The 25617-nt window shown below is 61.2% G+C and carries 30 protein-coding genes and 1 tRNA gene; 5 read left to right on the forward strand and 26 right to left on the reverse strand.

The window, feature by feature from the left end; translation table 11 throughout:
• Positions 1-35 precede the first annotated feature (35 nt).
• Positions 36-122 (forward strand) — tRNA-Leu (locus BN60_RS02865).
• Positions 123-219: 97 nt separating this feature from the next.
• Here the strand turns inward: BN60_RS02865 and BN60_RS02870 are convergent.
• The gene (locus BN60_RS02870; RefSeq protein WP_020694475.1) at positions 220-774 is read right to left on the reverse strand and encodes a site-specific integrase; all 555 of its coding nucleotides are present in this window, start codon (positions 772-774) and stop codon (positions 220-222) included.
• Positions 775-1016: 242 nt separating this feature from the next.
• Positions 1017-1430, reverse strand: a complete 414-nt coding sequence (locus tag BN60_RS02875) for a hypothetical protein (protein ID WP_020694476.1) — start codon at positions 1428-1430, stop codon at positions 1017-1019.
• A gap of 468 nt (positions 1431-1898) precedes the next feature.
• Here BN60_RS02875 and BN60_RS02880 point away from each other — a divergent pair, with 468 nt between their 5' ends.
• The gene (locus BN60_RS02880) at positions 1899-3161 is read left to right on the forward strand and encodes an MFS transporter (RefSeq protein ID WP_020694477.1); all 1263 of its coding nucleotides are present in this window, start codon (positions 1899-1901) and stop codon (positions 3159-3161) included.
• 147 nt (positions 3162-3308) lie between these two features.
• On the opposite strand, the gene ccoS is transcribed toward BN60_RS02880, so the two are convergent.
• The 9 genes from ccoS to BN60_RS02925 form a co-directional block, all read right to left on the reverse strand.
• On the reverse strand, positions 3309-3479 hold the full coding sequence (gene ccoS / locus BN60_RS02885; RefSeq protein ID WP_020694478.1) for a cbb3-type cytochrome oxidase assembly protein CcoS: 171 nt from the start codon (positions 3477-3479) through the stop codon (positions 3309-3311).
• Complete coding sequence (locus BN60_RS02890) at positions 3476-5659, reverse strand: heavy metal translocating P-type ATPase (protein ID WP_020694479.1); 2184 nt, start codon at positions 5657-5659, stop codon at positions 3476-3478. The genes ccoS and BN60_RS02890 overlap by 4 nt, the downstream gene beginning before the upstream one ends.
• On the reverse strand, positions 5634-6419 hold the full coding sequence (locus BN60_RS02895) for a DUF2189 domain-containing protein (protein ID WP_020694480.1): 786 nt from the start codon (positions 6417-6419) through the stop codon (positions 5634-5636). Before BN60_RS02895 ends, BN60_RS02890 begins: the two co-directional genes overlap by 26 nt.
• On the reverse strand, positions 6416-6610 hold the full coding sequence (locus BN60_RS02900) for a hypothetical protein (protein ID WP_020694481.1): 195 nt from the start codon (positions 6608-6610) through the stop codon (positions 6416-6418). The genes BN60_RS02895 and BN60_RS02900 overlap by 4 nt, the downstream gene beginning before the upstream one ends.
• Entirely contained in the window at positions 6607-7491 is an 885-nt protein-coding gene (ccoP, locus tag BN60_RS02905) for a cytochrome-c oxidase, cbb3-type subunit III (RefSeq protein WP_020694482.1), read from the reverse strand. Before ccoP ends, BN60_RS02900 begins: the two co-directional genes overlap by 4 nt.
• Positions 7482-7652, reverse strand: coding sequence for a cbb3-type cytochrome c oxidase subunit 3 (locus BN60_RS02910; protein WP_043283579.1), 171 nt, complete (start codon positions 7650-7652; stop codon positions 7482-7484). The genes ccoP and BN60_RS02910 overlap by 10 nt, the downstream gene beginning before the upstream one ends.
• Before the next feature lie 2 nt (positions 7653-7654).
• Positions 7655-8386, reverse strand: coding sequence for a cytochrome-c oxidase, cbb3-type subunit II (gene ccoO, locus BN60_RS02915; RefSeq protein ID WP_020694484.1), 732 nt, complete (start codon positions 8384-8386; stop codon positions 7655-7657).
• A 5-nt stretch (positions 8387-8391) separates the two neighbouring features.
• Positions 8392-10029 (reverse strand): cytochrome-c oxidase, cbb3-type subunit I, encoded by a 1638-nt coding sequence (gene ccoN, locus BN60_RS02920; protein WP_043283581.1) that lies wholly within the window; start codon positions 10027-10029, stop codon positions 8392-8394.
• A 252-nt stretch (positions 10030-10281) separates the two neighbouring features.
• Positions 10282-10464, reverse strand: coding sequence for a hypothetical protein (locus BN60_RS02925; RefSeq protein ID WP_020694486.1), 183 nt, complete (start codon positions 10462-10464; stop codon positions 10282-10284).
• A 69-nt stretch (positions 10465-10533) separates the two neighbouring features.
• Here BN60_RS02925 and BN60_RS02930 point away from each other — a divergent pair, with 69 nt between their 5' ends.
• Positions 10534-11220 carry a hypothetical protein gene (locus BN60_RS02930; protein WP_245539803.1) on the forward strand — a complete coding sequence of 229 codons (687 nt, stop codon included), beginning with the start codon at positions 10534-10536 and terminating at the stop codon, positions 11218-11220.
• Positions 11221-11256: 36 nt separating this feature from the next.
• Here BN60_RS02930 and BN60_RS02935 read toward each other — a convergent pair whose 3' ends face one another.
• Genes BN60_RS02935 through BN60_RS02945 form a run of 3 tightly spaced genes read right to left on the reverse strand, consistent with a single transcriptional unit; the run spans position 11257 to position 12813 of the window.
• On the reverse strand, positions 11257-11841 hold the full coding sequence (locus BN60_RS02935) for a uracil-DNA glycosylase family protein (protein ID WP_020694488.1): 585 nt from the start codon (positions 11839-11841) through the stop codon (positions 11257-11259).
• Positions 11832-12248 carry a DUF488 domain-containing protein gene (locus tag BN60_RS02940; RefSeq protein ID WP_020694489.1) on the reverse strand — a complete coding sequence of 139 codons (417 nt, stop codon included), beginning with the start codon at positions 12246-12248 and terminating at the stop codon, positions 11832-11834. The genes BN60_RS02935 and BN60_RS02940 overlap by 10 nt, the downstream gene beginning before the upstream one ends.
• Positions 12223-12813, reverse strand: a complete 591-nt coding sequence (locus tag BN60_RS02945; RefSeq protein ID WP_177324748.1) for a PRC-barrel domain-containing protein — start codon at positions 12811-12813, stop codon at positions 12223-12225. The genes BN60_RS02940 and BN60_RS02945 overlap by 26 nt, the downstream gene beginning before the upstream one ends.
• Positions 12814-13065: 252 nt before the next feature.
• Here BN60_RS02945 and BN60_RS02950 point away from each other — a divergent pair, with 252 nt between their 5' ends.
• Positions 13066-13602, forward strand: coding sequence for a PAS domain-containing protein (locus BN60_RS02950; RefSeq protein ID WP_342626616.1), 537 nt, complete (start codon positions 13066-13068; stop codon positions 13600-13602).
• On the opposite strand, the gene BN60_RS02955 is transcribed toward BN60_RS02950, so the two are convergent.
• A complete protein-coding gene (locus BN60_RS02955) occupies positions 13599-14354 on the reverse strand; it encodes a Crp/Fnr family transcriptional regulator (RefSeq protein ID WP_020694492.1) in 756 nt (251 codons plus the stop codon). The two genes, BN60_RS02950 and BN60_RS02955, sit on opposite strands and share 4 nt — an antisense overlap.
• 711 nt (positions 14355-15065) lie before the next feature.
• Here BN60_RS02955 and BN60_RS02965 point away from each other — a divergent pair.
• Positions 15066-15917, forward strand: coding sequence for a universal stress protein (locus tag BN60_RS02965; protein ID WP_051150076.1), 852 nt, complete (start codon positions 15066-15068; stop codon positions 15915-15917).
• Between the two features lie 171 nt (positions 15918-16088).
• On the opposite strand, the gene mnhG is transcribed toward BN60_RS02965, so the two are convergent.
• The 11 genes from mnhG to BN60_RS03010 form a co-directional block, all read right to left on the reverse strand.
• A complete protein-coding gene (gene mnhG, locus BN60_RS02970) occupies positions 16089-16439 on the reverse strand; it encodes a monovalent cation/H(+) antiporter subunit G (RefSeq protein ID WP_020694496.1) in 351 nt (116 codons plus the stop codon).
• Complete coding sequence (locus tag BN60_RS02975) at positions 16436-16714, reverse strand: K+/H+ antiporter subunit F (RefSeq protein ID WP_020694497.1); 279 nt, start codon at positions 16712-16714, stop codon at positions 16436-16438. The genes mnhG and BN60_RS02975 overlap by 4 nt, the downstream gene beginning before the upstream one ends.
• Positions 16711-17187, reverse strand: a complete 477-nt coding sequence (locus BN60_RS02980) for a Na+/H+ antiporter subunit E (RefSeq protein ID WP_020694498.1) — start codon at positions 17185-17187, stop codon at positions 16711-16713. The genes BN60_RS02975 and BN60_RS02980 overlap by 4 nt, the downstream gene beginning before the upstream one ends.
• Positions 17184-18803, reverse strand: a complete 1620-nt coding sequence (locus tag BN60_RS02985) for a monovalent cation/H+ antiporter subunit D (protein ID WP_020694499.1) — start codon at positions 18801-18803, stop codon at positions 17184-17186. The genes BN60_RS02980 and BN60_RS02985 overlap by 4 nt, the downstream gene beginning before the upstream one ends.
• Positions 18800-19144 carry a Na+/H+ antiporter subunit C gene (locus tag BN60_RS02990; RefSeq protein ID WP_020694500.1) on the reverse strand — a complete coding sequence of 115 codons (345 nt, stop codon included), beginning with the start codon at positions 19142-19144 and terminating at the stop codon, positions 18800-18802. Before BN60_RS02990 ends, BN60_RS02985 begins: the two co-directional genes overlap by 4 nt.
• The gene (locus BN60_RS02995) at positions 19144-22038 is read right to left on the reverse strand and encodes a monovalent cation/H+ antiporter subunit A (RefSeq protein WP_020694501.1); all 2895 of its coding nucleotides are present in this window, start codon (positions 22036-22038) and stop codon (positions 19144-19146) included. The genes BN60_RS02990 and BN60_RS02995 overlap by 1 nt, the downstream gene beginning before the upstream one ends.
• Positions 22039-22510: 472 nt before the next feature.
• The gene (locus BN60_RS30245; RefSeq protein WP_148283310.1) at positions 22511-22732 is read right to left on the reverse strand and encodes a hypothetical protein; all 222 of its coding nucleotides are present in this window, start codon (positions 22730-22732) and stop codon (positions 22511-22513) included.
• 113 nt (positions 22733-22845) lie between these two features.
• Positions 22846-23115 carry an integrase core domain-containing protein gene (locus BN60_RS29415; RefSeq protein WP_177324749.1) on the reverse strand — a complete coding sequence of 90 codons (270 nt, stop codon included), beginning with the start codon at positions 23113-23115 and terminating at the stop codon, positions 22846-22848.
• A complete protein-coding gene (locus BN60_RS29420) occupies positions 23116-23394 on the reverse strand; it encodes a transposase (RefSeq protein WP_020694502.1) in 279 nt (92 codons plus the stop codon).
• Positions 23395-23833: 439 nt separating this feature from the next.
• Positions 23834-24109 carry a response regulator transcription factor gene (locus BN60_RS03005; protein ID WP_245539804.1) on the reverse strand — a complete coding sequence of 92 codons (276 nt, stop codon included), beginning with the start codon at positions 24107-24109 and terminating at the stop codon, positions 23834-23836.
• A gap of 383 nt (positions 24110-24492) precedes the next feature.
• Complete coding sequence (locus tag BN60_RS03010; protein WP_148283311.1) at positions 24493-25437, reverse strand: AroM family protein; 945 nt, start codon at positions 25435-25437, stop codon at positions 24493-24495.
• Positions 25438-25617: the final 180 nt, after the last annotated feature.

Below are 25617 nucleotides of genomic sequence, written 5' to 3' on the forward strand. Positions count from 1 at the left end.
GCCCTTCGGCTTTATTCCCCGGCGCACGACAGCGTGCCCCCGTGGCGGAATTGGTAGACGCGCCTGACTCAAAATCAGGTTTCCTCACGGAAGTGTTGGTTCGAGTCCGACCGGGGGCACCATCGTTAAAATGCAAGAAAATCAACGTTTTACGCGTTTTTCGGCGATCATGCTCTGTTCTGTGCATGGATTCTCGACTAACGTTTTAGCCGCTCTCGACTAACGTCTGACGAACGCCGAGACGTTGCTCTCTTGGGGCCTTCCCTCGTGCGCAAGCCGCTTCGCCAAGGCCGCGCCGGCCTGATCGGCCGTCAACTTCGTATAGCGATCGAGCACTTCGTTGATGCTGGCGATCGTATGGCCGGTAATGGCCCGTATCTGCTCGCGCACGCAGCCGGCGTCGTGAAGCGCGGTAATGCACGTGTGGCGCAGAACGCGCATTGTGAGCCACTCTGTCGGCAGGCGCATCGGATCACTCGGGTAGTGCTTCACGGCGTACTTGGTGGCGAAGCTTTCATGTCGCCTGGCAAGCTCAGCACGGAGCCGCCCGAACGCGACAAAGAACCTGTTTGAACTCCAAGGCCTATGGCCGACGTCGTCGACAAAGAACGTGGTGCTGCGGATGTTGTCCGTCTGACGCCGCAGCTTTGCCGCTTCGATGCGCTGTCGTAGCTCGGGAACCACCGACCATGGGATGGTGACCGGCGCGTCGGTCTTCTCTGTGCCCCAGGCCAAGTAGGTAGTGTCGAAAATGTCGGCGGATACAGGAGCCAATCCTGGCGCCGGACTCCAAGCTTGGCCATCAAGACGATGGCGTCGCCCAAGCTCGGTCGTCCGACTTCGTCGGCGATTTCGACCATCTTGGTAACCGCCTCGAGGGGCCACACGATCAGCTTGGCCTTCGGGAGACCAATGTTGAGCTTGTCGAAAGGGTTCAGCTTTTCGGGAACATAACCAGGGTGGTCCCGCTCGTCATAGATAAGGCGCGTCTTGTTCAGCGTGGCGCGGCAGGTCCTTTACCATTGGTGCGCCATACTGGGATGAGCCTCCGCCTTCTCGCGGATCCACATCTTGGCCTCTTTGGCGCTGATGGATTCCCAGCGCCGGGTGCCGAACTTTTGAGCAAACGCCTCCAAACACAAGCGGTAGTCGTTGCGCGTCGCGGGCTTTAGTTCATCGAACTCGTCGCTATCCATAAAGTCGGCGACGATCGCAGCGATGGTGCCGGGCTCTCCGGCATCACCTGCAGGGGCTGCAGGTCGAGCGACCCGGCCAAGCTCATCGATCAGATGCGGACCGAAGCCCGGCCGGCCCTGCTTCCAGGCAAGATAGATGCGCGCAATCTCCTTACAGGCAACCATGGCCTGCTCCTCGATGGTGATCGGGAGTTCCTGCTTGTCGTGATGCTCCGCGCCCGAACCTTGGAGCATCCGGAGCTAGAGTTTCCGGGCTTCTGAACTTGCCCCAACCTTGGATCACTTGGGCTTGAGAAACGGCAGACCTCCTCGACGCTCGTGCATTCCTCGCCTACCGCAGGATGTAGGCAATCTGCCGCTCGCTGAGCCGTGACTTCTTCAAGGAAAGCCCTCCATCCGGCCAGGGTGGCTAAACTAAAATCTCTCAGCTCAAAATTGTCCGGGATTCTGGTGGCGGGTCGTTCCATCTTCGTCCACTGGGCGTCCGTTAGCACCAAGCCATCCATGCGAAGCTTGAATCACATTCAACCTTCGGTCTGAAGCCCGACAGGCCCTAGACCCTCTCCTAATCAGGCTCGCATAGTTCGGTCACGACCGTACCGACAGGCAAGCCTTCGATGTCACTTTACGTGGCGGCGGCCGCCAGATGTGGCAACGCCTCTACCATCAGATCGTGCGTTAGGTCGTGCTCGGAAGATGGACATGGAGCAGATCGCTGTCTTCAAGCGAGCCTATTCGACCAACGCGGAGCGCATTCCAAAGATGATGCAAGTTCAAGTTGGTGCCAGTGGGCCAGATTCTCTCACAGGCTGGCTCGTCGCCTTGTCTGCCTTCATTGCTGGTTTCGTGGTCTTCGGCGTGATGTACAGCTTCGGTGCGTTCTTCACTCCAATGGAGGCAGAGTTCCATGCCAGTCGCACCGAGACTTCTGCCTTCTTCGCGATCACTGGCATGCTGTTCTACTTCTTCGGCTCGATCACCGGCAGACTGAGCGATCGTATTGGTCCGCGCCGCGTCGTTCTGGCGGGCGCGATCATCTTGGGGGCCGGGCTGGCGTTTACGGCTGCAGTGCCGCAGATGTGGATCGGCTATTTGACCTATGGCGTCGGCGTTGGCATCGGGGCTTCCTTCGTTTACATCCCTACGTTGGCGCTTGTCGGCGGATGGTTTGCTCGTCATCGCACAACAGCCTTGGGTCTGGCCGCGGCCGGCACGGGGTGCGGGACACTATTGATGCCGCCGGTGGCCGCGCTCCTGATTCAGGCACATGGCTGGCGGATGGTCTATGTCATGTTCGGAGCGGGCTCGTTTTCGCTCCTTCTCCTCTGCGCCTGGCTTGCCCGCCATCCGCCACTCGCCCAGACGAGCCAGACGATTAAGCTGTGGCATGTTGTGCGGTCGCGCCCATTCGTGCTGCTCTACGCGTCCTGGGCTCTGGCCACGACAGGCCTTGTTGTATCGATGGTCTTCCTGGCACCTTTCGCTCAAGCCACCGGTGCCAGCCCTGTCGCCGCCTCGGCACTGATCTCCATTATCGGCGGTATGAGCATCCTGGGACGAGGTGGTATCGGCTTCATCACCCGGAAGACGGGCTCAGTGCTACTATACAAACTCTCGGTGCTGGTGATGGCGGCAAGTTATCTGCTGTGGATACCGTTCACCGGTTACGGTTGGCTGGTGGCTTTCGCCACGACACTCGGACTTGGCTACGGGGTGCGGATTGCCCTGACGCCAGTGGTATTGATCGAATTCTTTGGTGTCGGGAACCTTGGCGCAGTGTTGGGGGCGTTCTTCACCGCATCCTGCATTTCCGCCGCGTGCGGTCCGCTGGTCGCTGCCCTGATTATCGACCAGACGGGCAACTACAAGTGGGGCATTGTATTCGCGTTGTTGATGGGGGTGCTGGGGTTCATCGCGGTAGCACCGCTGCGGCACGGCTCCTACAGCAACGTTAAAGTAAACTAACCCCGCTACATCTTGGTGGATTTTGACTAGCTGCGCACTCGGAGCGTCGACCGTGACGCCCAGCTTAGTGCAGCCAAGAAGGAGCTAGAGCGAAAGTCGACGCACGAACCATGCACGCCAAAGACGACGTTCGCCATTTTCTGTCGGTCAACGATCTCCCTCCCGGTTCTTCAGAGGGACATCCTCGTCGAACAGGATGCGCTCAGCGGCGCCGTCGAGGTCTTCGTACTGACCGCTGCGCAGAGACCACATGAAGGCTGCCAAGCCGCCGATGCCGAGGATCAGGGCGATCGGTACAAGGTAGAGAAAGTCGGTCATCGAGCCGTCTCCCGCCGGCTCCGAGGCAGCCTCATTGCGTTGCCGATCACTACGATCGACGAGCCGGACATGGCGATCGCCGCCATCAGGGGAGTGACGAAGCCTGCAATGGCGATCGGAACGGCCAGCAGATTGTAGACGACGGCGAGGACGAGATTCTGGTGCACCAGGCTCCGCGCCGCTCTGGCAATCTCAATAGCCTCCGGCACTGCCGCGAGATCGTCGCGCAGGAAGACGATGTCGGCCGCATTGCGTCCGATGTCGGCGGCAGCAGCCGTCGCCATCGAGACGTGGGCTGCGGCCAGCGCAGGCGTGTCGTTGAGGCCGTCTCCGACCATCAGCACCCTGGTGCCCTTCGACGCGAGGGCGGCGAGGTGCGCGACCTTGCCGGCGGGCGAGACCCCGGCATGCCAAGAGACGCCGAGTGACGCGGCGATCATGCCCACGTTGTCCTCGTGATCGCCCGACAGGATCTCCACGGGAGTGCCTCGGGCCTTCAGGGTGGCCACGGCCATTTGGGCGCCGGGCCGCAAGGCATCCTCGAACGTGAAGCGACAACAAGCCCGGCCGTCTTCGGAAAGCACCACGCCTGGCGACGGATCGCCAGCGGCGAGGGCCCAGTCCGGGCGACCGAGACGCCAGACACTGGAGCCAGTTCGACCTTCAAGCCCGGCACCGGCCTGTTCGCGAAGATCGTCGAGCACGACGCCCGGCAGGTTACGGCTCTTTCCTTCAGCGGCGATGGCCAGCGAATAGGGATGACGGGACCGTGATGCCATCGCTGCGGCGACAGCCAGCAGACCGGGTTCGATGGCGTTGCCGCCGATGAGCTTCGGCGATCCCAGCGTCAGGGTGCCGGTCTTGTCGAACACGACGTGGTCGACCTCGGCCAGGCGCTCGAGGGCGCCGCCTTCCTTGACCATGATGCCGCGGTCGAACAGGCGCCGTGCCGCGACCACTTGAACCATGGGGACGGCGAGGCCCAGCGCGCAAGGGCAAGTGATGATTAGCACGGCGATCGCCGTCGTTATCGCAAAATGTACATCGCCCGTCGCGACCATCCAGCCGGCGAATGTCGCGAACGCCGTGACGTGGATCACCGGCGCGTAGAGACCTGCGGCACGGTCGGCGATACGCCGATAGGCGGTGCGTCCACCTTCTGCGGCCTCCATCATCCGCATCATCTCGGCAAGGAATGAGCCGTCGGCTGCAGCCGTCGCCTCGATCGTCAGCGGAGCCATCAGGTTGAGCGTGCCGGCCCGCAGGAGCGCACCGGGGCCGACGGCAAGCGGCAGGCTTTCGCCCGAAACCAGGGAGACGTCGAGCTCCGACTGTCCCGCGACCACGCGCGCATCGACCGGCACGCGGTCACCGGCGGCGAGGGCGATGGTCATGCCCGGCCGCAGCTCGTCGACGGGCAGGTAATGCTGAGTGCCATCAGGCCGCAGCACCGAGGCGCCGCGTGCAGCGAAGCGGGCCAACCCCTTGACCGCCGTGCGTGCGCGCTCGCGCATCATGTGATCGAGCGTGCGGCCGACCAGTAGAAAGAACAGCAGGGAGATCGCGGCATCGAAGTAGGCATGTGGCCCGTGGCGGATGGTCTCGTAGAGACTCATGCCGAAGGCGAGCAGCACGCCGATCGAGATCGGCACGTCCATATTGGTTCGCCCACGGCGGACTGCCTGCCAGGCGGAGCGGAAGAAGACGCGGCCGGAATAGACGAGCGCCGGCAGCGCCAGGGCAGCGGACAGCCAATGGAAGAGATCGCGCGTCCCGGCATCCGCACCTGACCAGACGCCGACCGAGAGCATCATGATGTTGCCGGAAGCGAAGCCCGTGACCGCCAGCGCGCGTACGAGCTCACGCAGGGTGCCATCCTCGACGCCGTTGTCAGTATCGTGAAGGTGGGTTTCGAAGCCTGCGTCCTTCAGGGTCGCAACGAGGGGCGGCGGCGTCGCGCCGCGCCAGGCGACCGTGACACGCTTGGTCGAAAGATTGACCCGCGCGCGCTCGACTCCGGGAAGCCTGGCGAGCAAACGCTCGATGCGCGCGACGCAACTGCCGCAATGAATGGTGGGGACGGCGATCTCGTTCTGATGCAGACCGGGGGCGAGAAGGCGGCTCGCCAGTAACAGCTCGTCGCTGCGGGCGGCGCTAGGGCCGGATAGCGCGCCAGGCATGCCAGGTTCCATGTCCCAAGAGCGGGAACACGACGATGAGGCCCAGCAGGCCGGTGGCCAGGCTAAGGAAGAAGAGCCCGAGCACAATCGCGCCCCAGGCCAGCATCACCGGCAGGTTGTTCCAGACGAGCTGCACGCTGGTACCCATGGCCGTGAGGGCATCGACGCGCTCCTCGAGCAGCATGGGCACCGAGAAGGCACTGATCGCGAAGGAGAAAGCGGCGAACAGCGCGCCGACGGCGCTGCCGACGATGAGCAATGCCCAGCCGGCCGGAGTGGTGAACAGCATCGCCGCGATGTGGTCGAGTCCGGGGAAATCCACCAGGCCGAAGAACAAGGCGTAGATGATCACTGCTGCCCGCATCCACAGCAGCATGAGGCCACACAGCAATACGCCCGTGAAGAGGATCTGGCCCGAGGCCGGGCGTACGAAGATCATGCCGGCGAGCGTGACAGGCTCGCCCGCCGCAATCCGCCGGCTCTTCTCGTAGAGGCCGACCGCCAGCACGGGACCCACGACCATGAAGCCTGCAAAGGCGGGAAAGAGGATATAGTCCCAGCCAAACGCAAAGAGGCCGGCGACGATCGCGGCGGAAACCGCGAAGACGCCGAGGCCGTAGGCGATGCTCGGGCCCGGTTGGATTATGAGATCGTGCCATCCCGCAGCCAGCCACCGTAAGGCGGCCGATGGGGCAAAATGGCGATTGAGGCCGTGATCGGGTCGAAGAGGCGGCATGACCGCCGGAATCGTGGGGCTCATGTCTTGGCTCCCGAGCAGGCAGATCGCGCGGCAGTGAACGAGCCGCTGCGGGCTCCCTGCTCGCCGCGTTTCACGTGGTCGACGCAATCGGGTTGCGACGTAACGGCTACCCAGACGAGGTGCGTGTTCGCGCCGGCCAGGACAAGCAGGCCGGCGCCTACGAGCAAGCCGATGGTCCAGCGGGTCGTCATGGCCGCTTCGCCCGCAAATCAATGAGGTAGAGTGCCAGAATCTTGCGCTCGACCGGAGTGAGGCGTCCCTCCCAACTCGGCATCTGCCCTTTCAAACCACCCCAGACATTGGCGTAGATCGCGTTTTCGTCGCTGCCGTGTATCCAGTGCATATCGGTCAGGTCGGGCGCGCCGAGCTCGGGATTGCCCTTTGCTTCGGTGCCATGACAGGCGACGCAGTTGGCGGCGAAGACGGCCTTGCCGGCCGCGACCTTCTCTGCCGCTACCTTGTTGCCCGCGGGGGGCGGTGCGGACAGGCTGAGCACATAGGCGACGACGCTCTCCATCTCGTCGCGCTTCAGGATGCCGTCGCGGCCGAACGCGGGCATCTGGGACACCCTGGTGTCGGGATGCGACGCATTGACGCCGACGCGAATGGTCTCCGAGATCGCTTCCGGCGAACCACCCCACAGCCACGATGCCGTGGTCAGATCGGGGAAACCCTTGGTGCCCTTGGCATCGCGACCGTGGCAGGCTGCGCAGTTATCGCCGAACAGCGTGCGGCCAGTCCGGCGCACGTCCGCCATCAGGCGCGGATCGGCTTCGATGTCCGCGAAGCTCTGGGCGGCGATCTGGCTGGTCCAGGCCGAGCGTACTGCCGCTGCCTGCTCGACGGCTCGGGCGACTGCAGCGCGATCGTTTGCCTGCAACAGGCCCTTTGTATAGTCGGAGCCGAGCGGCCAGGCCGGCATCAGCACCCAGTAGGCGACCGAGAACACGAAGGTCAGGATCAGGAACAGGTAGACCGGCCGCGGCACGGGCGTGTTCAGCTCCGTGATGCCGTTCCACTCATGGCCGGTCGTCAGGTAACCGGAATGGGGATCACGCTGTTCTACCGACATGGCTTGTCTTCATCGTGGATGATTGCCATTGCGGCCCGCTCGAACGTCGCCCGATTCGAGGGCCAGTAGACGTAGACGAGCACAATCGCGGAAAAGCCGATCAGGTAGAAGAGCCCGAAGGTCTTCGAGAACCAGACGACCTCGTCGTAGGTAAAGGTCATGGTCATTCTCCTGAGGAAGCGACGGCTCTGTGAGCGGCGTCGGTCAGGCGGCCGAGAATCTGGAGATAGGCGATCATCGCGTCCATCTCCGTGAGTAGATCGGGGCGGCCGTCGAAGGCTCGCACGTTCGTTGCCTCGCCGTAGCGCTTGATGACCCCCTCTGCGAGTGGGCCGTCGGGGTTGGCCTGTCCGGCCGCGTCGGAGGCGGCATTGGCAATCATCTCGTCGGTGTAGGGTACCCCCACCGTACGCATGGCCTTGAGATGCCGGCCGAGATCGTCGGTGCGGAGCTGGGTACGCAGCAGCCGCGCATAGTCGGGCATGATCGACTGCGGCACGAGATCGCGCGGATTGATCATGTGGGCGAGATGCCAGTCGTCGGAGTACTTGCCGCCGACGCGCGCCAGGTCTGGGCCGGTGCGCTTGGAGCCCCACAGCATCGGATGGTCGTACTTGGATTCGACGGCGAGCGAGTATGGCCCGTATCGCTCGACTTCATCGCGCAGGGTGCGGATCATCTGCGAATGACAGGCATAGCAGCCTTCGCGGACGTAGATGTTGCGGCCTGCCAGTTCGAGCGGCGTGTAGACGCGCATGTCGGGCGCGTCCTCAACGGTCTGCTGGATGGTGAAGAGCGGCGCGATTTCGACCAGTCCGCCGATGCTGGCCACGAAGATGATCGCCAGTGTGAAGCTGATCGCCTTGCGCTCGAGCTTGTAGTGAAAACCGAACATGGGCCTTACTCCGCTCCCTGCGGCGCTTCAGCCACAGCGATCGCAGGTTCCGCAGCGTCGCGCGTCGCGCTTCGGATGGTCATCCAGATGTTGTAGCAACCGACCAATGCGCCGATCAGGAAGAACAGGCCGCCGATGGCACGTGCGATGTAGTAGGGATGCATCGCGATCAGCGAGTCAACGAACGAGTAGGCGAGCGTGCCGCTGCTGTTGTAGGTCCGCCACATCAGTCCCTGGATGATGCCGGAGTTCCACATCGCGATGACGTAGATGATGGTGCCGGACAGGGCGAGCCAGAAGTGAACCTCGACCAGCCGGGCGGAATACATGCGCTCGCGCTTCCATAGCCACGGCACCACGGCGTAGATCGAGCCGAAGGTGATCATCGCCACCCAGCCCAGCGCGCCAGCGTGAACGTGGCCGACAGTCCAGTCGGTGTAGTGCGACAGCGCGTTCACCGGTCGGATCGCCATGAACGAGCCTTCGAAGGTGCTGAGCCCGTAGAACACCGCGGCGACCATCATGAAACGCAGCGTTGCGTCGTCGCGCACGCGATGCCAAGCACCGTTGAGCGTCAGAAGCGCGTTGGCAGCCGAGGCCCAGGATGGCACGAGCAGCATCACCGAGAAGGTCATGCCCAACGTCTGCACCCATTGCGGCAGGGCTGTGTAGTGCAGGTGGTGGGAGCCCGCCCACATGTAGAGGAAGGTGATGCCCCAGAAGCTGATGATCGACAGGCGGTAGGAGAACAGCGGGCGTCCGGCACGCTTCGGCAGGAAGTAGTACATCATGCCGAGGAAGCCGGCAGTCAGGAAGAAAGCGACCGCGTTGTGGCCGTACCACCATTGGGTCATCGCATCCTGAACGCCTGAGAAGAGCGAAAAGCTCTTGGCGCTGCCGAAGCTCACCGGCACCGAGAGGTTGTTGACGATGTGGAGCATCGCCACGACCAGGATGAACGCCATGTAGTACCAATTGGCGACGTAGATATGCGGCTCCTGGCGGCGCGCCAGCGTGCGCAGATAGACGACGAAATAAGTCACCCAGACGATGACAAGCCAGATGTCAGCGTACCATTCGGGTTCGGCATATTCCTTCGACTGGGTGATGCCAAGTAGGTAGCCAGTGACCGCGAGCAAGCAGAAGAGATTGTAGCCAAACAGGACGAACAGCGGGCTGAGCTGATCAGGCAGGCGCGCACGCGACGTGCGCTGCATCACGTAAAAGGACGTCGCAATCAACGCGTTGCCACCGAAGCCGAAGATGACGGCCGTGGTATGGACCGGCCGCAAGCGGCCGTAGCTCGCCCATGCGGCGTCGAAGGTGAGGCCGGGATCGACCATCAGCCACGCAACCCAGTCACCGACGAAGAAACCGACTGCGGCCCATACCATGGACAGTGCGATCCCGACGCGACTGGGTTCGTCGTAATAGCTGTCAAGTCGTTCTTCCGACGGCTCCGGTGCAAAGTAACCAGAGATCACGCCGAAGATGCCGAAGATGGAGAGCACCATGATCAGCCAGCCGTGTACCCCGATAGGGTCGTTCTTGCCGGCGACAGCGAGTGCAAAGCCGAACATCGCCATAGCGATGAGGATGGCTATAGCGATCTGCCTTTCCGACCTCGTGAGCTGCCCAATCATCGCTCCCCCCGGCTGGATCGAACTCTAACTCTACAGTACAGCAAATTCGCGTGGATACCCTGCGGCAGGAAAGCCGGCGTCAGGTGTTTAAAGGGCCTATCCAGGCCCTGCGAAGCTGACGCGGTCGCTACCCGCCAACGGTAAGCCAGCCTCGAAATTCGATTGGCGGGCACCAGGCCCACGACAAGGATACGATCACCATCAGGAAGAACGTCAGGAGGGCGGACGCAATCGTGGAGCCGATCTGGCCCGTCAGGGGGCGTCGTCGAGCTCCTCTTCCTCTCTTGCCTCACTGATCGCTGGTGCCTCGAAATCGACCGCGACGGGATCGCTCGCGGGAAAGCTGTCTGCGAGCGCCTGATCGAGCAGTTTCTCGAGATGGTCACGACCCGGCCGAGCGGCCACCGTCCGTTCTCGTTTGCCATTCGTGATCATCGGTAACCTCCTTTCATTTCCGACCATCGGCTCGGTGATTCAATCTATGCCTTTTGATTGAGTGGCATCTTGCTCCGGCGCAATGTCGGCGAGAAAGGTATTCGATACTCCATGCGTTTAGATTCGGTTGGCCGCCGATTTCTGCCTATCAGAGATCCCGAGGGCGGGCTGAAATGGAGTGCCTGCGATATGCCCACACTGCAAAAGAGCCGTACCGTTCGCGAAGTCGTTGGAGTGTTCCATGGTGCCGACGAACTGCAGGCGGCGATCGACGAGTTGCTTCAGTCCGGCTTTCATCGCGCCGAACTCAGTCTGCTTGCCAGTGAGGACACGGTGGACAAGAAGCTCGGCCATCATTACCGCAAAGTGAGTTCTCTGGCGGACGATCCGATCATTCCGCGCGCCGCTTACGTGTCCCCCGAAGCCATCGGCGGCGCGGAGGGCGGCTTAATCGGCGTCCTCATGTACGTGGGCGCCGTCGCGGCGGCGGGAGCGATCGTGGCGTCCGGTGGAACGCTCACCGCAGCCATCCTCGGCGCAGCCCTGACGGGTGGCGCCGGTGGCTTGATCGGCTCGCTTCTCGCGCGATGGGTTGGGGAGGAGCACGGGCGCCACTTACAGGACCAGGTTGACCGTGGCGGATTGTTGCTATGGGTGCGGACATGGGATGCTCGCGATGAGGAGCGGGCGATGCGCATTCTCAAGAGTCATTTGGGCGACGAAGTCCATGTGCACGCCCTGCCCGCAGTGATCTAGTGATGCCGGCTCCGAGACGGCGACTGACCTCACGCACTACCGCCGCGTCGTTGCGCTTACGACGCGGCGCAGCTCCGGTATCACTGTCGTCTCGAACCATGGGTGCTTGCGCATCCAGGATACGCTGCGCCAACTCGGGTGCGGTAGCGGCGTGAACCGAGGCGAGTACTGTCGGAATGACCTCACCGTGTCCGTCATGGAGTCCTTGCATGCCGGTCCGAGCTGGAAACGCTGAGCATAATGACCGACCAGCAGTGTGTGCTCGACAGCCGAAAGATGCGGCAATAAGAGCCCATGCCAGAGCTGGGTGCATTCTTGACGAGGTGGGTTGTCACCACCGGATGGTACGCGGCCAGGATAGCAAAGGCCTACCGGGAGGATGGCGACGCGCTTATCGTCGTAGAAGGTCGATCGGTCGATGGCCATCCAGTCGCGCAGGCGCTCGCCGCTCGCGTCGTTCCAGGGCACGCCCGTTTCGTGGACCTTCCGCCCCGGCGCCTGACTTGGGATCAGCAGTCGAGCGGAAGCCGCGACCTGCAATATCGGGCGCGCGCCAAGCGGCAGGTCGGCCTCGCAGAGCGCGCACGCGCGGACCCGATGCAACAGGAGTTTCAACGACATGCGCGGTCTCCCTGGCTTCCCCGACGGCCCAGTAAAACCTCGCGGAGGACCACGGCATCGTTGTGTCGTTCATCACGCGCGGCGAAAACAAGCGTTACGGTCTTTCTACGCGCTAGCGCACGCAGCTCGGCAAGCCTGTCGCGATGGTCGCGAAGCTCTGCCGAATATCGACGGCGGAATTCCGACCACCGCACCGGATCGTGTCCGAACCATTTGCGCAAGGCCGTGCTCGGCGCAAGATCCTTGATCCAGAAATCGATGGCGGCGGCGCACTTCCTGATCCCGCGCGGCCATAGCCGGTCGACCAGTATACGCATGCCGTCGGTCGCTGCGGCTGGCAGATAGGCGCGCTTGAGCTGGATTCGGCGCGCCGGAATCCTCTCACGCATCGGCGTGCGTTGCGTCATGGTTAACCTTCCTCATCCATATGGCGCCGTAACGCGCGGGGTGGGCGGCCAGCTCTCGGCAGTCGATATCAACGTGCACCAGTCTGTCGACCCAATCGATTTCCCGGACGGAGTGCGGCGCCAGCAGCACCCGGTCGCCCGGATGCCACTTGCAGGTATCGATTCTGACATAGCAAATGAGCCAGCCGGCATCGTCCACCAGTAGCTCCTCGATGTGTCCGACTACGCTATCGAGCAGGTAAACGCGATGCCCGACGACAGCCACGACACTGCGCAGGTGGGGATCGCCGTCCTTTTGAAATGCCGCCTGCTGCGATACCGGCTGATGCGCTTCGACGGCCAGGCTACCCTCAATCTGCTGCATCGTCAGCTCGACGATGGCTAGGCGCCGTATCGGATCGACCCGACTTAATGTGTCGACGGGTAGGAGGACTTCTCGACGAGCGAACCAGTGGCGAGTATTGACTACGATCCAACGCAGCTGCCACGTCGTGTCATCGAACAGCATGTCGCTCACCTGTCCGAGTTCACCGTCGCTTCCCACCGTTGCATAGCCGATCATCATAGAGGCTTCCCACAACATGGTGCCCTCCGCTTGCTGGTCAGTTCGGCAAAGGATGGCAGATAATGGAAGTCATGGGGCGACCCTCCGGCATTGATCCTGCGCAATGTGCCTGCGCGCAGACAGCCTCAGTGATTCATGCCTCTATAGGTTACCTATCAATCAGGAGGGATTCATGATGAACAATCCAACCCCTCGCGAACCCGGCCTGCAGTCTGCGGTTCCGCGGGTTGTCTCGTGTGGACGCCAGCTGCTGTGGATTTTCGTCGGCGCATTGGCACCAAGACCCGTGCCGTCCACGATGAGGCAGTTTCCCCAGCCAACCTTGAGGTATCGAAAGTGACGCCGGCTGTACAAGGTCGGCCGCTGGAACCGGACGTCGACCGCTTCTATCGAAGGCTCGTGCGAGATACGGCCGACGCGATCGTTTATGCTGACGCTGAAGGTCTGATTGGCTTTTGGAACGCCGGAGCGGAGCGGGTTTTCGGTTTTTCAGCGGCAGAAGCCATCGGTAAGTCACTCGACATCATCATTCCAGAGCCGCTCCGCCAACGGCATTGGAGTGGCTATCTGGAAAGCGTACGTAGCGGGAAGTCACGCTATGGCATGGGCGATGTGCTGGCCGTGCCGGCTTTGCGCAAGGACGGCACGCGCATTTCTGTCGAATTCACCATCCTGCCATTTCACGACAAGGCGGGCCGCACGCTGGGGATGGCAGCTACGCTGCGAGACGTAACCAAACGGTTCGATGAGATGAAGGCCCTGCGTGCAGCGGTGGCCGCGCAGCGCTAGAGCTTTGGTCCTCGGATTGGCATGCGTGTAAGATATGTCGCGTGAAACTCGCCGAGGATCTGCAATGCCGCACGATCCAGTATGGTTACCTCGTGCCCGGTCATGGCAATCAATCCATCCCGTTTCAGCTCAGCCAGCATGCGGTTGACATGTGGCGCGCTCAAGCCGATGACATCACCGATGCCTTCCTGCGACAGCGGCATGGAGAAACTGTCTTTTGAAGCGCTGCCGATAGCCTGAAGGCGGGTCAGCATCTCCAAAAGAAAGTGCGCGAGCCTTTCGAGTGGCTCACGGCGACCTGCATCGATGATGTGTTCGGCGTATATCGCCGCTTCGCGAGCAGAAAACCAGACAAGCGCTGTAGCGACATTGGCGCGCGCAAGGCAGAGATCGGCAAAGTCATCGAGCGGCACATGGTGTAGTCTCATGTCGCAGATGGCGGTGACGGAGAAGACGGCATGTTCATAGAAGCAGGCCGGAAAACCGATGATGTCGCCCGGCATGATGATGCTCACGATCTGACGCTTGCCGCTATGCAGGAGCTTGTAGCGGATGGCGAAACCGCTCTCGACGATGTGCAGGACCTTGTATTCGTAACCTTCGACGATGATGTCCTTCGCCTTCTTGGCGATGACCCTGCGTTCGAGCAGTCCTGCCAGCGCCGCGAGGTCGCCTTGGTCGAGCGAAATTGAAGCATTGAGCTTCGTGATGAGGGGGTGGTTCCGGATCGAACCCACCGCATGCTTCCACACGATTGCGAACCCTCCCTGCCGGTCGTCTTCCGCCATGCCGACAGGAGCAGCGATTGACGGCCGCTTACAAGTATATCCTGTGCTCCTGCCGAGTTTCCTAAGGCGTTGATGCTCGCTTGGAGACGAACTCTCACAGTAGCAATGCTCGTTCGCATTGTCTGCCGCCGCAAGCTACGGTTAGCCACGCAATTCGATCGGTTCCGGAATGCCCGGCTCGGGGAGGGCGCCCCTCAATTCACTTGTTGGTCCGTCAGCACTTGCAGCCTACAGCTTAAGTGCTTCTGGAAGCTGTTGGGTGGCGTTAGCTTTGAGGCCCTAGCCTATTCGAGGTCGGCTCTCGCGTCCGCGTGACCCCTGAATCAATGGACGTCTGATCACTGTGACGCGGGGCCTGGCTGGTATGAGCCGGGTAGACTTCGCCGTTGCTGCAGGGCTTTCCGTTGAGACGGTGGAATCCATCAATAGCGGCGGCGCGGTGCTTCAGTCGGAAGGGGATATCAAGGCCGCAAGCATAGCCTCGGCCATTTGGGGTGGTCATCATTGCCGAGGAGGGGGAAAGCATCCGACCCAAATTCACGCGGCAGGAAGCGCCTGGATCGCCAAAGTGGGGGGCTGTTCCGTGCGGTCGACCGCGAGCCTGCAGCTCGGTGCGTTGCAAGGGTCCGTGCCACGGGCTAGGACACAAAATAGGCCACCGTGTGGAGTAAGCGGATGAGCATTCTTGCGGCGACGGACTTTTCGACTCGATCCAATCGAGCCTTGCGGCAGGCAGGGCTACTAGCCAAAGTAACGGGAGCGAAGTTGGATATAGTCCACGTCGTTGACGACGACGTTCCCAATCAGCTGCTTGAGATGGAAAAGCGCGAAGCCGGTCGGATTCTTGCAGAGCAAGTCCAGACCATGCCTGAGCTTGTAAATGTGCAATGTCGGACTGTCGTCGTCACAGGAGATCCCTTTGATGGCATTCTTCGAACCGCCACAAGGATGAAGCCGCGCCTCATTGTAATGGGGCAGCATCGCCGGATGCTGTTGCGTGATATTCTGGTCGGCACAACTATTGAACGCGTCGTTCGTGCCCGGTCATTTCCGGTGCTCATGGTGAACAACGATGCGCAGCGTCGCTATGAACGCGTTCTCGTTGCAGTGGACATGTCCGATGCTTGCGCTCAAGCTATTTCGACCGCTAGCAAGATGGGGCTCTTCGAAGTGCCGCCCACGTTGATGCACGCTTTCGACGCGCCGGCCAGAAGAAAGATGATGCTGGGTGACGCCAGACAGATTGCCATCGAGGAGTATGTCGCGGCTGAACGTAAGCGGGCTCGCACGGAAGTGATTTCCTTCCTTGAGTCGCACGGCCAGTATAATGCGGATTGGCCATTGCACTTGATAGAAGGCAGCGCCAGTGAAGTGATCTCTCGTACTGTCGGCGAGATGCGCCCTGACTTGCTTGTCATGGGAACTCGTGGCCGGTCAAAATTGCTGACAACACTTCTGGGCAGTGTCGCGGAGGAATGCCTGCGATCCCTTGATGTCGACGTTCTCGCAGCACCGCCTTTGCGTTGAAGCGCGCATGAGCTGGCCGACCTCTCGAAATTCAGCACTCACTGCGGTTGCTGGCTCGTGAACTGGCCTGGCGCTGCGCCGCCTCTGCTTCGATGGTCATAGAGATTCGACGTTTGTCTTTTTTAGCACGGCATGCTTCCTAGACAGTCTGCAATGACAGCGGCGAGGCAGTCAGGCGTTGTCGGACTGACTTTCTGAGCGGTCACGCTCCAGACTTTCCCGAAGCAGCGACGCACGCACTAGGACGATCAGGCCCACCGGAGTGGAGACCGTCACCAGTGCGACAATGATAAGTTCGTGCACCGCAAGCCGTCCGCCCGCAAGCGAGAAGTACAGGAAGGAAGCGGCACAGACGAAGGCGGTGCCGAGTGTCGTTCCGAGCGTCGGTGCGTGCAGGCGAGTATAAAAGCTCTGCAGCCGCAGCAGTCCCAGGGCACCCACGAGGGTGAAAACTGCTCCAAGAAGCAGAAAGGCCGATACCAGAACCGTTGCCAGAGGAGAGAGTTCGTTGAGCGGATTCATTCAATCACCTCACCCCGCAACAGGAACTTCGCCAAGGCCAAGGTGCTGACGAAGCCAAGCAGTGCGATCATCAGGGCGGCTTCGTAGTAGAGGCTGCTTGCGGCTCGAATCCCGAACGTAATCAGCATCAGCATCCCGGAGACATACAGACAGTCGAAGCCGACAACCCGGTCCTGGGCCCGAGGGCCGCGCAGCATGCGGAAGGCGCCGCAGGCCATCGCAAGTCCCAACATGACTTGAGCCACGGCCAACGACCAGGGGAGCAATCCACTCATGGAAAAATCTCCAGCAAAAGTTGCTCGTATCGGCCCTTGATGGTCCGGATCCACTCTTCTTCGTTGATCAGATCCAGCACATGAATGCGTAAGCTGTTCCTGCCATCGTCGTGGGACACCCACAACGTTCCGGGTGTGGCGGTGATTATGCAGGCGAGAGTTGCCAACCCATAGGCGCTGTGCAGATCTAGCGGGATGTCCACGAAGCCGGACTTCACGGGGGGGGGGCGGCCGAGGATGATGCGTGCGACGGCCAGGTTCGAGCGCACGATGTCGATCAGAACGCGCCCGAGCAGCCTCACTGCCGAAGCGAGACGCCGCACGCCGCTCGGAGGGATGTCCAAGGTCCGGAGGATCAATGTGCCGGACGTGGCCACCATGAGGCCGATGAGAACTTGGCCGAGCGAGAGCGTCTGGTTTAGCGCCAACCAGAAGAGTAGCAGGCCAATGAAAGGGAGCGGAAACCGCCTCATGGCCGACTCCCCTGGCCGAGATCGAGGACGGCGCGGACATACCCTTGGGGGCTGTGAAGACTCTGCGCGGTACTTTGAGCAAATCGCATGACGGGGCCGGCCGCGACCGTTTGCGCCGCACAGAGAATAAGAAGAAGGACGATGGGGCCGAACTCGACGAGCCCGATGCGAGGAATTGTACGGTCGGGTTCTGACCAGAACGCCCGGATGCCAGCGCGAGACAGGGCCACGATAGCCACGAGACCGGAGACAAGGAGCGTCGCGATCAAGGCCCAGGAAGCAAGAGGCACGACTGTCTGCGCCCCACCAACATTAAGCGCCGATCTCAATAGTCCAACCTTCGCGATGAAACCCGACAAAGGTGGTAGTCCGGCGACCACAAGTGCGGCGCACAGAAAGGCGATGCCCAGAAGGGCCATGGTTGCCGGGATCGCGATGCCGATCTCAACTTCCTCTTCAGTCCCCGAGAGGGCCTCATCAGTCCCATATAGCTCGCGGGTAAGGGCAATCATATCCGCGCCAGGTTCGCGATCGCGTTCGGCGAGCTCCACCAGCAGGAAGAGTGCGGCGAGCCCGAGCGTCGAACTAGCAAGATAATAGATGGCGCCTCCCGTGACGCTCACCTCTCCCATGCCGACGGAGGCCAGTAGCGTCCCAGAAGATACCAGAACGCAGTAGGAGGCCAGCCGCGCCATGTCGTGTGCCGCTAAGCATCCAATAGTACCAAACGTGATTGTAGCCAGTCCTCCAATGAACAGCCATTGCCCGCCGAATTGCTCCTCTGAGCCGATCTCTGGTGCGAACAGCAGCAACCAGAGCCGCAGCACGACGTAGACTCCCACCTTAGTTAAGATGGCGAAGATACAGGCGACGGGCGGGCTTGCGACCGCATAGCTACTGGGCAGCCAGAAACAAAGCGGCCACATCGCCGCCTTCACAAGGAAGGCCACCGCCAGCACTCCGACCCCCGCCTGCATCAGAATGCGGGCAGTTCCTTCCAGTTGGGAGGTCCGGACGGCGAGATCTGCCATGTTCAGTGTTCCGGTCACGCCGTAGATCAGGCTGACGCCAACAAGAAAGAGCAGGGATGCCGTCAGGTTTACGACCACGTAGTGCATGCCCGCTTTGATCCGCGCCGCGCCGCCGCCATGCAGCGCTAAGCCATAGGAGGCCACGAGCAGGACCTCGAAGAAGACGAACAGGTTGAATAGGTCTCCAGTCAGGAATGCGCCGTTGAGGCCCATCAACAGGAACTGGAATAGAGAATGGAAGTGGGGGCCGACCCTGTGCCATCGGGCCAGAGAGAAGACCGTGGCCGCCGCGGCGATCACGCTGGTCAACAAGACCATGGCAGTCGACAGTCGATCCGCCACGAGAACGATTGCGAACGGTGCCGGCCAGTCGCCCAGTCGATAGACTCCGGCCAGCCCGTTCGGAGCAGCGTCTGCCCGTACCAGCAGTGCGATAGAGATGCCGACTAGCGTAACTGTTGAAAGCAGATTGAGGCCAGCACGATAGGCGCGCTGGCGGTCCGCTCCAATCAAAAGTATAGCCGCGCCCGTTAGGAGCGGGAGCACGATCGGGGCGATCATGAGGTGCGCGTCGAAGCCGCTCATTGCTCCGGCTCCCGCCCATCGACGTGATCGGTGCCCGACTGGCCCCTGGCCGCCAGCAGAAGCACCAGGAAGAGCGCCGTCGTTGCAAAGCCAATCACAATGGCGGTCAAGATAAGCGCCTGCGGTAGTGGATCTGCCACAAGAGCCGCATCGCCCGGCCCGCGCGACTGCAGGACAGGCGGCGCTCCAACTTGGACACGCCCCATGACCAGAATGAACAGGTTGATGGCATAGGACGCGAGCGAAAGCCCGACGATCACCTGGAATGTCCGCGGTCGTAGCAACAGCCAGACTCCGGAGCCCGCGAGAAACGCGATGGCTGTAGCCAGCACGATCTCCATCAGCGTTCTCCCTTCGTCGAAGGGGCGGGCTGTGGGTCGGCTGGCACCGCCAGACGGTGGCTGCGGACCGACTGATGCGCCAGCGCGATCAGGATCAACACGGTCGATCCCACGACGAGCAGGAAGACGCCGAGATCGAAAAGCAGCGCGCTCGCAACCGGGATCTCGCCGATCCATGGGATTACGGCATACGAGAAGTGCGAGGTGAGGAAGGGGAGGCCGAAAAGCCAAGCTCCTGCCCCTGTTATGCCCGCCAGTAGTAAACCAGCCGCGATCCATATGACAGGCAAGACGAGCAGCCGCGCCTCTACCCACACGGTGCCGCGCGCTAAGTATTGCAGGATGAACGCTACGGCCATGGTGATACCAGCTGCAAAGCCACCCCCTGGCAGGTCATGGCCGCGCAGCAGGAGGTAAAGCGCCACCGCTCCGATCACCGGGAAGAACATGGTGCTGATGAATGCCGGAATGCCGAGGTCGGGCTGATTGGGGGCTGGCGCATCGCCGCTCGTCCGATGGCGCTGCTGTTCGGGGGGCGTGCGGCTATCACGGGCTGGTCGGAAGCGGCGGAGCAATGCGAAAATTGTCAGTGCGACGACGGCAAGGACGGTGATCTCTCCGAAAGTATCGAAGCCGCGGAAGTCGACCAGTATGACATTGACGACGTTCGTACCCCCGCCTTCCACATAGGCATTCTCGACGAAGAAACGGGAGATGCTGTCGGGAGCAGGGGTCGTCATGACCACATAAGAGAGAGCTCCGAGGCCGACACCACAGGCGATCGCTATGGTGAGATCGCCGGCCCGATACCAGCGTATACGGCGTGGCACCAAGACTTGCTCGTCGCGCTTTGGAAGCCATCGCAAACCAAGCAGTAGCAAGACGGTCGTCACTGCCTCGACTACCAGCTGCGTTAACGCCAGATCCGGCGCAGACAACCAGACGAAGGTCGCAACCGTGATCAATCCCGTGCCGCCGAGTAAGATGAGCGCCGCCAGCCGATGAAATTTGGCCTGGTAAGCGGCACCGAGAGTGCACGCGATACCGACACACCACATGAGGCCAAAGGCCCAATCGAACTCCGTCCGAAGCGGACCCGCCGCGACAAGTCCCAGATGGAAGAAAGGTGCCGCGCCCGCCAGCACGGCCACGATGAGCAGCAATCGTAGCTGTGGCTGAAGCCGCCTCGTACCGACAATTCGTTCGAGGGCCAGACTGGTGCGCAACGAGAGGAAGAGCAGGCGATCGAAGAGGCGCTGCCCCCTCACATGCTGCAGCAGCGGCGGGCCCAGACCGCGTCGCAAGTATGGACGTAGTGTGACGTAGAGCGCAGCTCCGCCCAGGGTAGCGATCAGACTCATCAGGAGTTCAGGCGTAAAGCCGTGCCAGATCGCAAGACTGTAGGCGGGGATTTCGGATCCCAGGACGCTGCGGGCGGCCATCGCGAGAACAGGTCCGATTGTCACTGCGGGCGCCATTCCCACGATCAGGCAAGCGAGCACCAGGATTCCGGCCGGCAGACGCATCAGCACCGGTGGCTCGTGTGGAGCACGAGGCAGGTCGACAGGCGGCGGCCCGAAGAAAACACCGTGGATGAACCGCAGGGAATAGGCGACGCTGAACATGCTCGCGACGGTGACGATGTAGGGAAGGGCACGGTCGACGAGCGAGTTGTCGTGCGTCTCAATGGTCTCCGCGAAGAACATTTCCTTTGAGAGGAAGCCGTTCAGAAGAGGTACCCCGGCCATGGCTGCGGCTGCGACAATCGCCAGCGTGGCGGTGACTGGCATGAAGCGCCACAAGCCGCTCAGCCGTCGCATGTCTCGCGTCCCAGTTTCGTGATCGATGATCCCTGCTGCCATGAAGAGCGATGCCTTGAAGGTGGCATGGTTCGTCATGTGGAAGATTGCGGCTACGAGCCCCAGCGGCGTGTCGAGTCCGATCAACAAGGTGGTCAAACCGAGATGGCTGACCGTGGAATATGCAAGAAGGCCTTTCAGATCGTTCTGAAATACAGCGAGGTATGCGCCCAGGATAAAGGTAATGAGGCCCGCAGCTCCTACCAGCCATAACCACTCATTGGACCCTCCCAGCACTGGCCAAAGGCGAATGAGCAGAAAGACCCCAGCTTTCACCATCGTGGCAGAATGAAGGTAGGCCGATACGGGCGTTGGTGCCGCCATCGCCTGCGAAAGCCAAAATTGAAACGGAAACTGCGCACTCTTCGTGAAGGCGCCGAGCAGCACAAGAGCGAGAACTGGCAGATACAGGGCATGACTACGGATCGCGTTAGTGCTCGCCAGCACCTGATCAAGATCGAAGCTGCCGACGATGTGCCCGATGATCAAGATGCCTGCGAACAGGCACAGACCTCCCGCTGATGTAACGATGAGAGCAGTTCGTGCGCCATCTCGTGCCTGACTGGACTGGTGCCAGTAACCAATCAGCAGGAATGAGAAAAGGCTCGTCAGCTCCCAAAAGAAGACGAGTTGGATCAGATTGCCGGACAACACGACGCCGAGCATCGAGCCCATGAAAGCCAGCAGGAAGGAGAAGAAGCGGGGCACAGGGTCCGCCGCGGACATGTAGTAGCGCGCATAAAGGACGACGAGCAGCCCGATGCCGCTGATCAGACCACAAAGCGTCAAGGCGAGGCCGTCAATGCGCAGCGAGAAATTCAGGCCGATATCCGGAGCCCAGGGGATCGTGACCTTGACGATGTCGCCCGCGGCAATTTGCGGATAGAGCACCATCACGATGGCCAGGACGCCCAAGCACACGAACGCTGCGAGGTATGCTTCAGCATTTCGCGCGTTCACCCTAAACTGGGCTGCAACAATGCTCCCGACGAATGGAAGCGTAACAGTCACGATCGGGAGCGCTTCCAACGACATGCCTTGCGTTATCCTCCCGGGCCGCAAAAAGACAGTAGCCACATAAATCTGATCAGGTTGTCCTAGGTTGAGCCCTGACCAATCCGAGCTCTGGACAGCTTAGACTACATATTGGTCTGGTCAGGCGGAACCCCATTGAGCAGATCAGGCAACGTAGTCTTGAGCGGAATTGAAGTTCATTTGCGCACCTAGTCCGTAACGCCTTCCGTCCTTGCGGGTAATCAATCACGGGGGCGCGAGACATGGCGCGATGGCACAAGCTATCCGCGAAGATACGCGGCAGGTCTACGTGGGCAATTGAGGGCCATGCCCTGACCAGTCGATCTGGTTCGGCTGGTGCTTCATCATTTGAGTAACCCACAGGTAAGTCGCTGTGGGTGGGCAGCGTAGCCACTATCGAGCCCAATAACTGATTAGCTCTTACTAAATCTGTGTATTAGCTCCCGCAAAGTGTTAGGCATGCCTGCCTGCCTCAAAGTCCGCGAAAGGGCTTTTCAGGTAATTCCTTGCGAGCAACCATCAGTGCAATATCCTTCTCAATTCTAGCGCGCCCGTCCGCGCCTAGATCCTCCGTTGATTCGAGCGCATCATTCAACACTTCTAGAGCCTCGTGATGTGAAATCACGCCTCTCCTTTCAAGTCTATTCAGCAATGCGATAACTACTGAATAGGCTACGGTCCCGTATGCACGCATAATTACCTCCTATGTCGAATGCCGGTGACCTGCTCTTCCTAACTCCTACATCAGCTGCTTGAGCCTATTCCGCTTTTGCCCTCGTTCGTAATGCGACGGGCAGGGCTCTCGATTCAGGGGCTTCGCGCTCCGCCCTGTTGTTCTTCGAGTCTGCGCGTAGCGCCGAACACTGGCGGAGGCAACCTGGTTAATCGGTCATGCGGCCTTGCCGAATTGCAGTCGATGCGCCAGGCCTCAATAATTCTCTCTACATCGGCCAGCGTGGTGAAGACGTGCTTGTTGTGGCATTCGTAGCGCAGGCGGTCATTGAAGCTTTCGACGAACGCGTTCTGCATGGGCTTACCGGGCGCGACATAGTTCCACTCGATCCAATGATCTGCCACTCAGCGAAGAACGGCGTTGTTTGTCAGTGCGGTGCCGTTGTCCGATACGATCGTTGCCGGCTTGCCTCGCACCGCTATGATGGCCTCTAGCTCAGGAATCATCCACAGCCCCGACAGCGAGAAGTCCAGCACCTGCAACCCGCCATACCGGCTCCGCCAGTTGTATAGCGTCGTCTCGCTGATCCTGGGCTGATTGCGGAGGTCGGCTGACTTCGCCCCGGCCTGGTGCAGCCGAAGGATTGCGATGATCTGTTCGTCGCTAAACCGCTTCCGCTTCATGTCCGTCCTTTCCGAACGGACTCAATCCTACAACGAGTGAGTTTGCAGGGAGCACGCCAAGGCCACCATGCTGTGGCGTTTTACGTTGTTCGTGCCTATCTGGGCTTGTTGCTTATTGCAGCATCTGCGGCGGATTCTTGCGAGCTACGCCGCCTACTACAACGAACTGCGAACACACTTGGCCTTGGTCAAGGATTCGCCATGCCATCGGCCGGTCAAGCGTATCGGCCAGGTCGCCGCTCGGCCCGATTCTCGGCGGGCTGCACCATCAATACAGCCGGATGTAGCTCTCGGTACGGACGACCATTTCTTTTCAATGGGTTAGCAGGTCGAACGGATACGATGCAGGCCTGAGCTGTTCCCGAGTTGTCCATGGTTAGGCAATCCGGTTGTCGATTCGACGCGCAGCGTCCAGAGCCTCGGTTCACCGGCGACAGCGCTAGAGCAGTCCCCGTCGGACCGCCTCGACGGCCGCTTCCGCGCGCGAGGAAATGTTGAGCTTCCTGTATATAATTTTCACATAACCCGCGACGGTGTGTGGCGTCAGTCCGAGCACGCGAGCTGCTTCGCCGACACTCAATCCGCGCCCGAGTAGTCGCAACACATCCATCTCCCGTGGCGTCAACGTTTCGTCCGCCGCATCGGGCGGCATCGCCGCTGCCGTTCGGGCCTTCGAAAAATGCTGAAGAGTTCGTCGCGCGATCGAAGGCGACAAGGGCGGCTCGCCGTTGTCGATGCAGTGCAGATACTGAACCAGCGTATCGGGATGCTGGTCTTTCAGTAGATAGCCTTGAGCCCCGGCGGCGAACCTGTTTGAACTCCAAGGCCTATGGCCGACAGCGTCCAGCCGCAGGCGATGCGGATTCTCTCATCAAGGGGGCATCTCACCTGGTCGGCGTCCATGGTCGCCCGGCTGCTGCGGCCGCCGGCGATGGCATGACGTGATGGAGAGCGCCCCAGGCAGATAAGTAACACTGCGTATGAGATGCTACTCGGAACGCTATGGGCGTTGACGGCTTCAAGTGCGGCAGCTTTCATTGGTGTTGCTGCGGTAGCAAGAGCGTAGGCCGTGAAAGCATGGCGCGAGATCGTCATCACTCAGCGCTCCGGGTTCGCAAGCGCCCGCCAGATCAACTCTGTGATAGACATCGCACCGAGCTTGAGCATGGCCCGCGAGCGATGGATCTCGACAGTGCGATGACTGATGCCGAGCGTGCGGCCGATGAACTTGTTGGCGGCACCTTCGAGGGCATGGACCAGCACCTCGCTCTCGCGTTGGGTCAGAGGCTCGCCGGGCGGCAACAGCCGCTTCAGCAACTCCGTCCCGCTATAGGTCTTCGCCACGGCGTCGAGCGGGTTCTGGGCGATCTCCGCAAGCCGCAATCGCGCGGTGCCGGCGATGATCCGGCAGGCAGTGACCACCGGCTTGCCGCTCGCTTCGGCGACCTGCTCGGCCATCTCCTCGGTATAGCCAATCGAGTTCATGATGATGAGGTCGGCGCCGGAGACGCGGCCGATGGCATCCATCAGGTGCGTGGCATGGCTGCCGGCCGTCGTCGCGTGGGAGCTTTGCAGCATCGTGCCATAGCCCGCCTCGGCGAGGAGGGATCCTTGGCCCGACAAGGGAATGATGATGCCGATTCGCGAGTTGCCAGCGGTAAGGGCCGAAACCCAGGCTTCGACGGCGTACTGGCCATGGATCAAAGGCGTGCGGGTCGACAGCCGAGCCCGTATTCCGGTCATTGCCAGGATCAGCAGATCGTACCCCAGCCCGTCGACGTGCTCGACCAGGGCTGCCGTCCGCCTTGCTACAGCCCCGGCCTCGAGGATGACATGCCTGCCGTCGCGCAGTCGGGTGAAGAAGCTCAGCTCGTCGGCGCTCGGCGTCATGCCGTCGATCTCTTGCTGCGGTACGTCGTCCAGCACCCCGAACTCGGCGTAAGACAGGTCGCCAAGGGCGACGCGAAGCTCATTCATCACATCGGCGCGTGGCGTCTGCCCCATGGTAATGACTGCGATGCGCGGCTGACGCCGATCTCCCACTTATCCCTCCGCATACGTGTCCGCACGTATGGATTACACCCCGGCGGCTCTCTAAAGCCGATAGACCATACGCTTGGAGTGCCATGCTGCGAAGGACGGTTCGCTGGTCCCGATCTTGCAAAGGCGCCGAGGGGAAGGTCCTGCGCCGCTCCAGGACGAGGGCGGCCGCTGGAAACGGAA

It is taken from the genome of Reyranella massiliensis 521 (genome assembly GCF_000312425.1).
Taxonomy (GTDB): domain Bacteria; phylum Pseudomonadota; class Alphaproteobacteria; order Reyranellales; family Reyranellaceae; genus Reyranella; species Reyranella massiliensis.

Bases quoted from the DNA above. Each gene is read 5' to 3' on its own strand.
- BN60_RS02875 (WP_020694476.1), bottom strand. From the start codon at position 1,430: ATGCTCCAAGGTTCGGGCGCGGAGCATCACGACAAGCAGGAACTCCCG.
- BN60_RS02880 (WP_020694477.1), top strand. From the start codon at position 1,899: ATGGAGCAGATCGCTGTCTTCAAGCGAGCCTATTCGACCAACGCGGAG.
- ccoS (WP_020694478.1), bottom strand. From the start codon at position 3,479: ATGACCGACTTTCTCTACCTTGTACCGATCGCCCTGATCCTCGGCATC.
- BN60_RS02890 (WP_020694479.1), bottom strand. From the start codon at position 5,659: ATGCCTGGCGCGCTATCCGGCCCTAGCGCCGCCCGCAGCGACGAGCTG.
- BN60_RS02895 (WP_020694480.1), bottom strand. From the start codon at position 6,419: ATGAGCCCCACGATTCCGGCGGTCATGCCGCCTCTTCGACCCGATCAC.
- BN60_RS02900 (WP_020694481.1), bottom strand. From the start codon at position 6,610: ATGACGACCCGCTGGACCATCGGCTTGCTCGTAGGCGCCGGCCTGCTT.
- ccoP (WP_020694482.1), bottom strand. From the start codon at position 7,491: ATGTCGGTAGAACAGCGTGATCCCCATTCCGGTTACCTGACGACCGGC.
- BN60_RS02910 (WP_043283579.1), bottom strand. From the start codon at position 7,652: ATGACCTTTACCTACGACGAGGTCGTCTGGTTCTCGAAGACCTTCGGG.
- ccoO (WP_020694484.1), bottom strand. From the start codon at position 8,386: ATGTTCGGTTTTCACTACAAGCTCGAGCGCAAGGCGATCAGCTTCACA.
- ccoN (WP_043283581.1), bottom strand. From the start codon at position 10,029: ATGATTGGGCAGCTCACGAGGTCGGAAAGGCAGATCGCTATAGCCATC.
- BN60_RS02925 (WP_020694486.1), bottom strand. From the start codon at position 10,464: ATGATCACGAATGGCAAACGAGAACGGACGGTGGCCGCTCGGCCGGGT.
- BN60_RS02935 (WP_020694488.1), bottom strand. From the start codon at position 11,841: ATGTCGTTGAAACTCCTGTTGCATCGGGTCCGCGCGTGCGCGCTCTGC.
- BN60_RS02940 (WP_020694489.1), bottom strand. From the start codon at position 12,248: ATGACGCAACGCACGCCGATGCGTGAGAGGATTCCGGCGCGCCGAATC.
- BN60_RS02945 (WP_177324748.1), bottom strand. From the start codon at position 12,813: ATGATGATCGGCTATGCAACGGTGGGAAGCGACGGTGAACTCGGACAG.
- BN60_RS02965 (WP_051150076.1), top strand. From the start codon at position 15,066: ATGAGCATTCTTGCGGCGACGGACTTTTCGACTCGATCCAATCGAGCC.
- mnhG (WP_020694496.1), bottom strand. From the start codon at position 16,439: ATGAATCCGCTCAACGAACTCTCTCCTCTGGCAACGGTTCTGGTATCG.
- BN60_RS02975 (WP_020694497.1), bottom strand. From the start codon at position 16,714: ATGAGTGGATTGCTCCCCTGGTCGTTGGCCGTGGCTCAAGTCATGTTG.
- BN60_RS02980 (WP_020694498.1), bottom strand. From the start codon at position 17,187: ATGAGGCGGTTTCCGCTCCCTTTCATTGGCCTGCTACTCTTCTGGTTG.
- BN60_RS02985 (WP_020694499.1), bottom strand. From the start codon at position 18,803: ATGAGCGGCTTCGACGCGCACCTCATGATCGCCCCGATCGTGCTCCCG.
- BN60_RS02990 (WP_020694500.1), bottom strand. From the start codon at position 19,144: ATGGAGATCGTGCTGGCTACAGCCATCGCGTTTCTCGCGGGCTCCGGA.
- BN60_RS02995 (WP_020694501.1), bottom strand. From the start codon at position 22,038: ATGTCGTTGGAAGCGCTCCCGATCGTGACTGTTACGCTTCCATTCGTC.
- BN60_RS30245 (WP_148283310.1), bottom strand. From the start codon at position 22,732: ATGCGTGCATACGGGACCGTAGCCTATTCAGTAGTTATCGCATTGCTG.
- BN60_RS29420 (WP_020694502.1), bottom strand. From the start codon at position 23,394: ATGAAGCGGAAGCGGTTTAGCGACGAACAGATCATCGCAATCCTTCGG.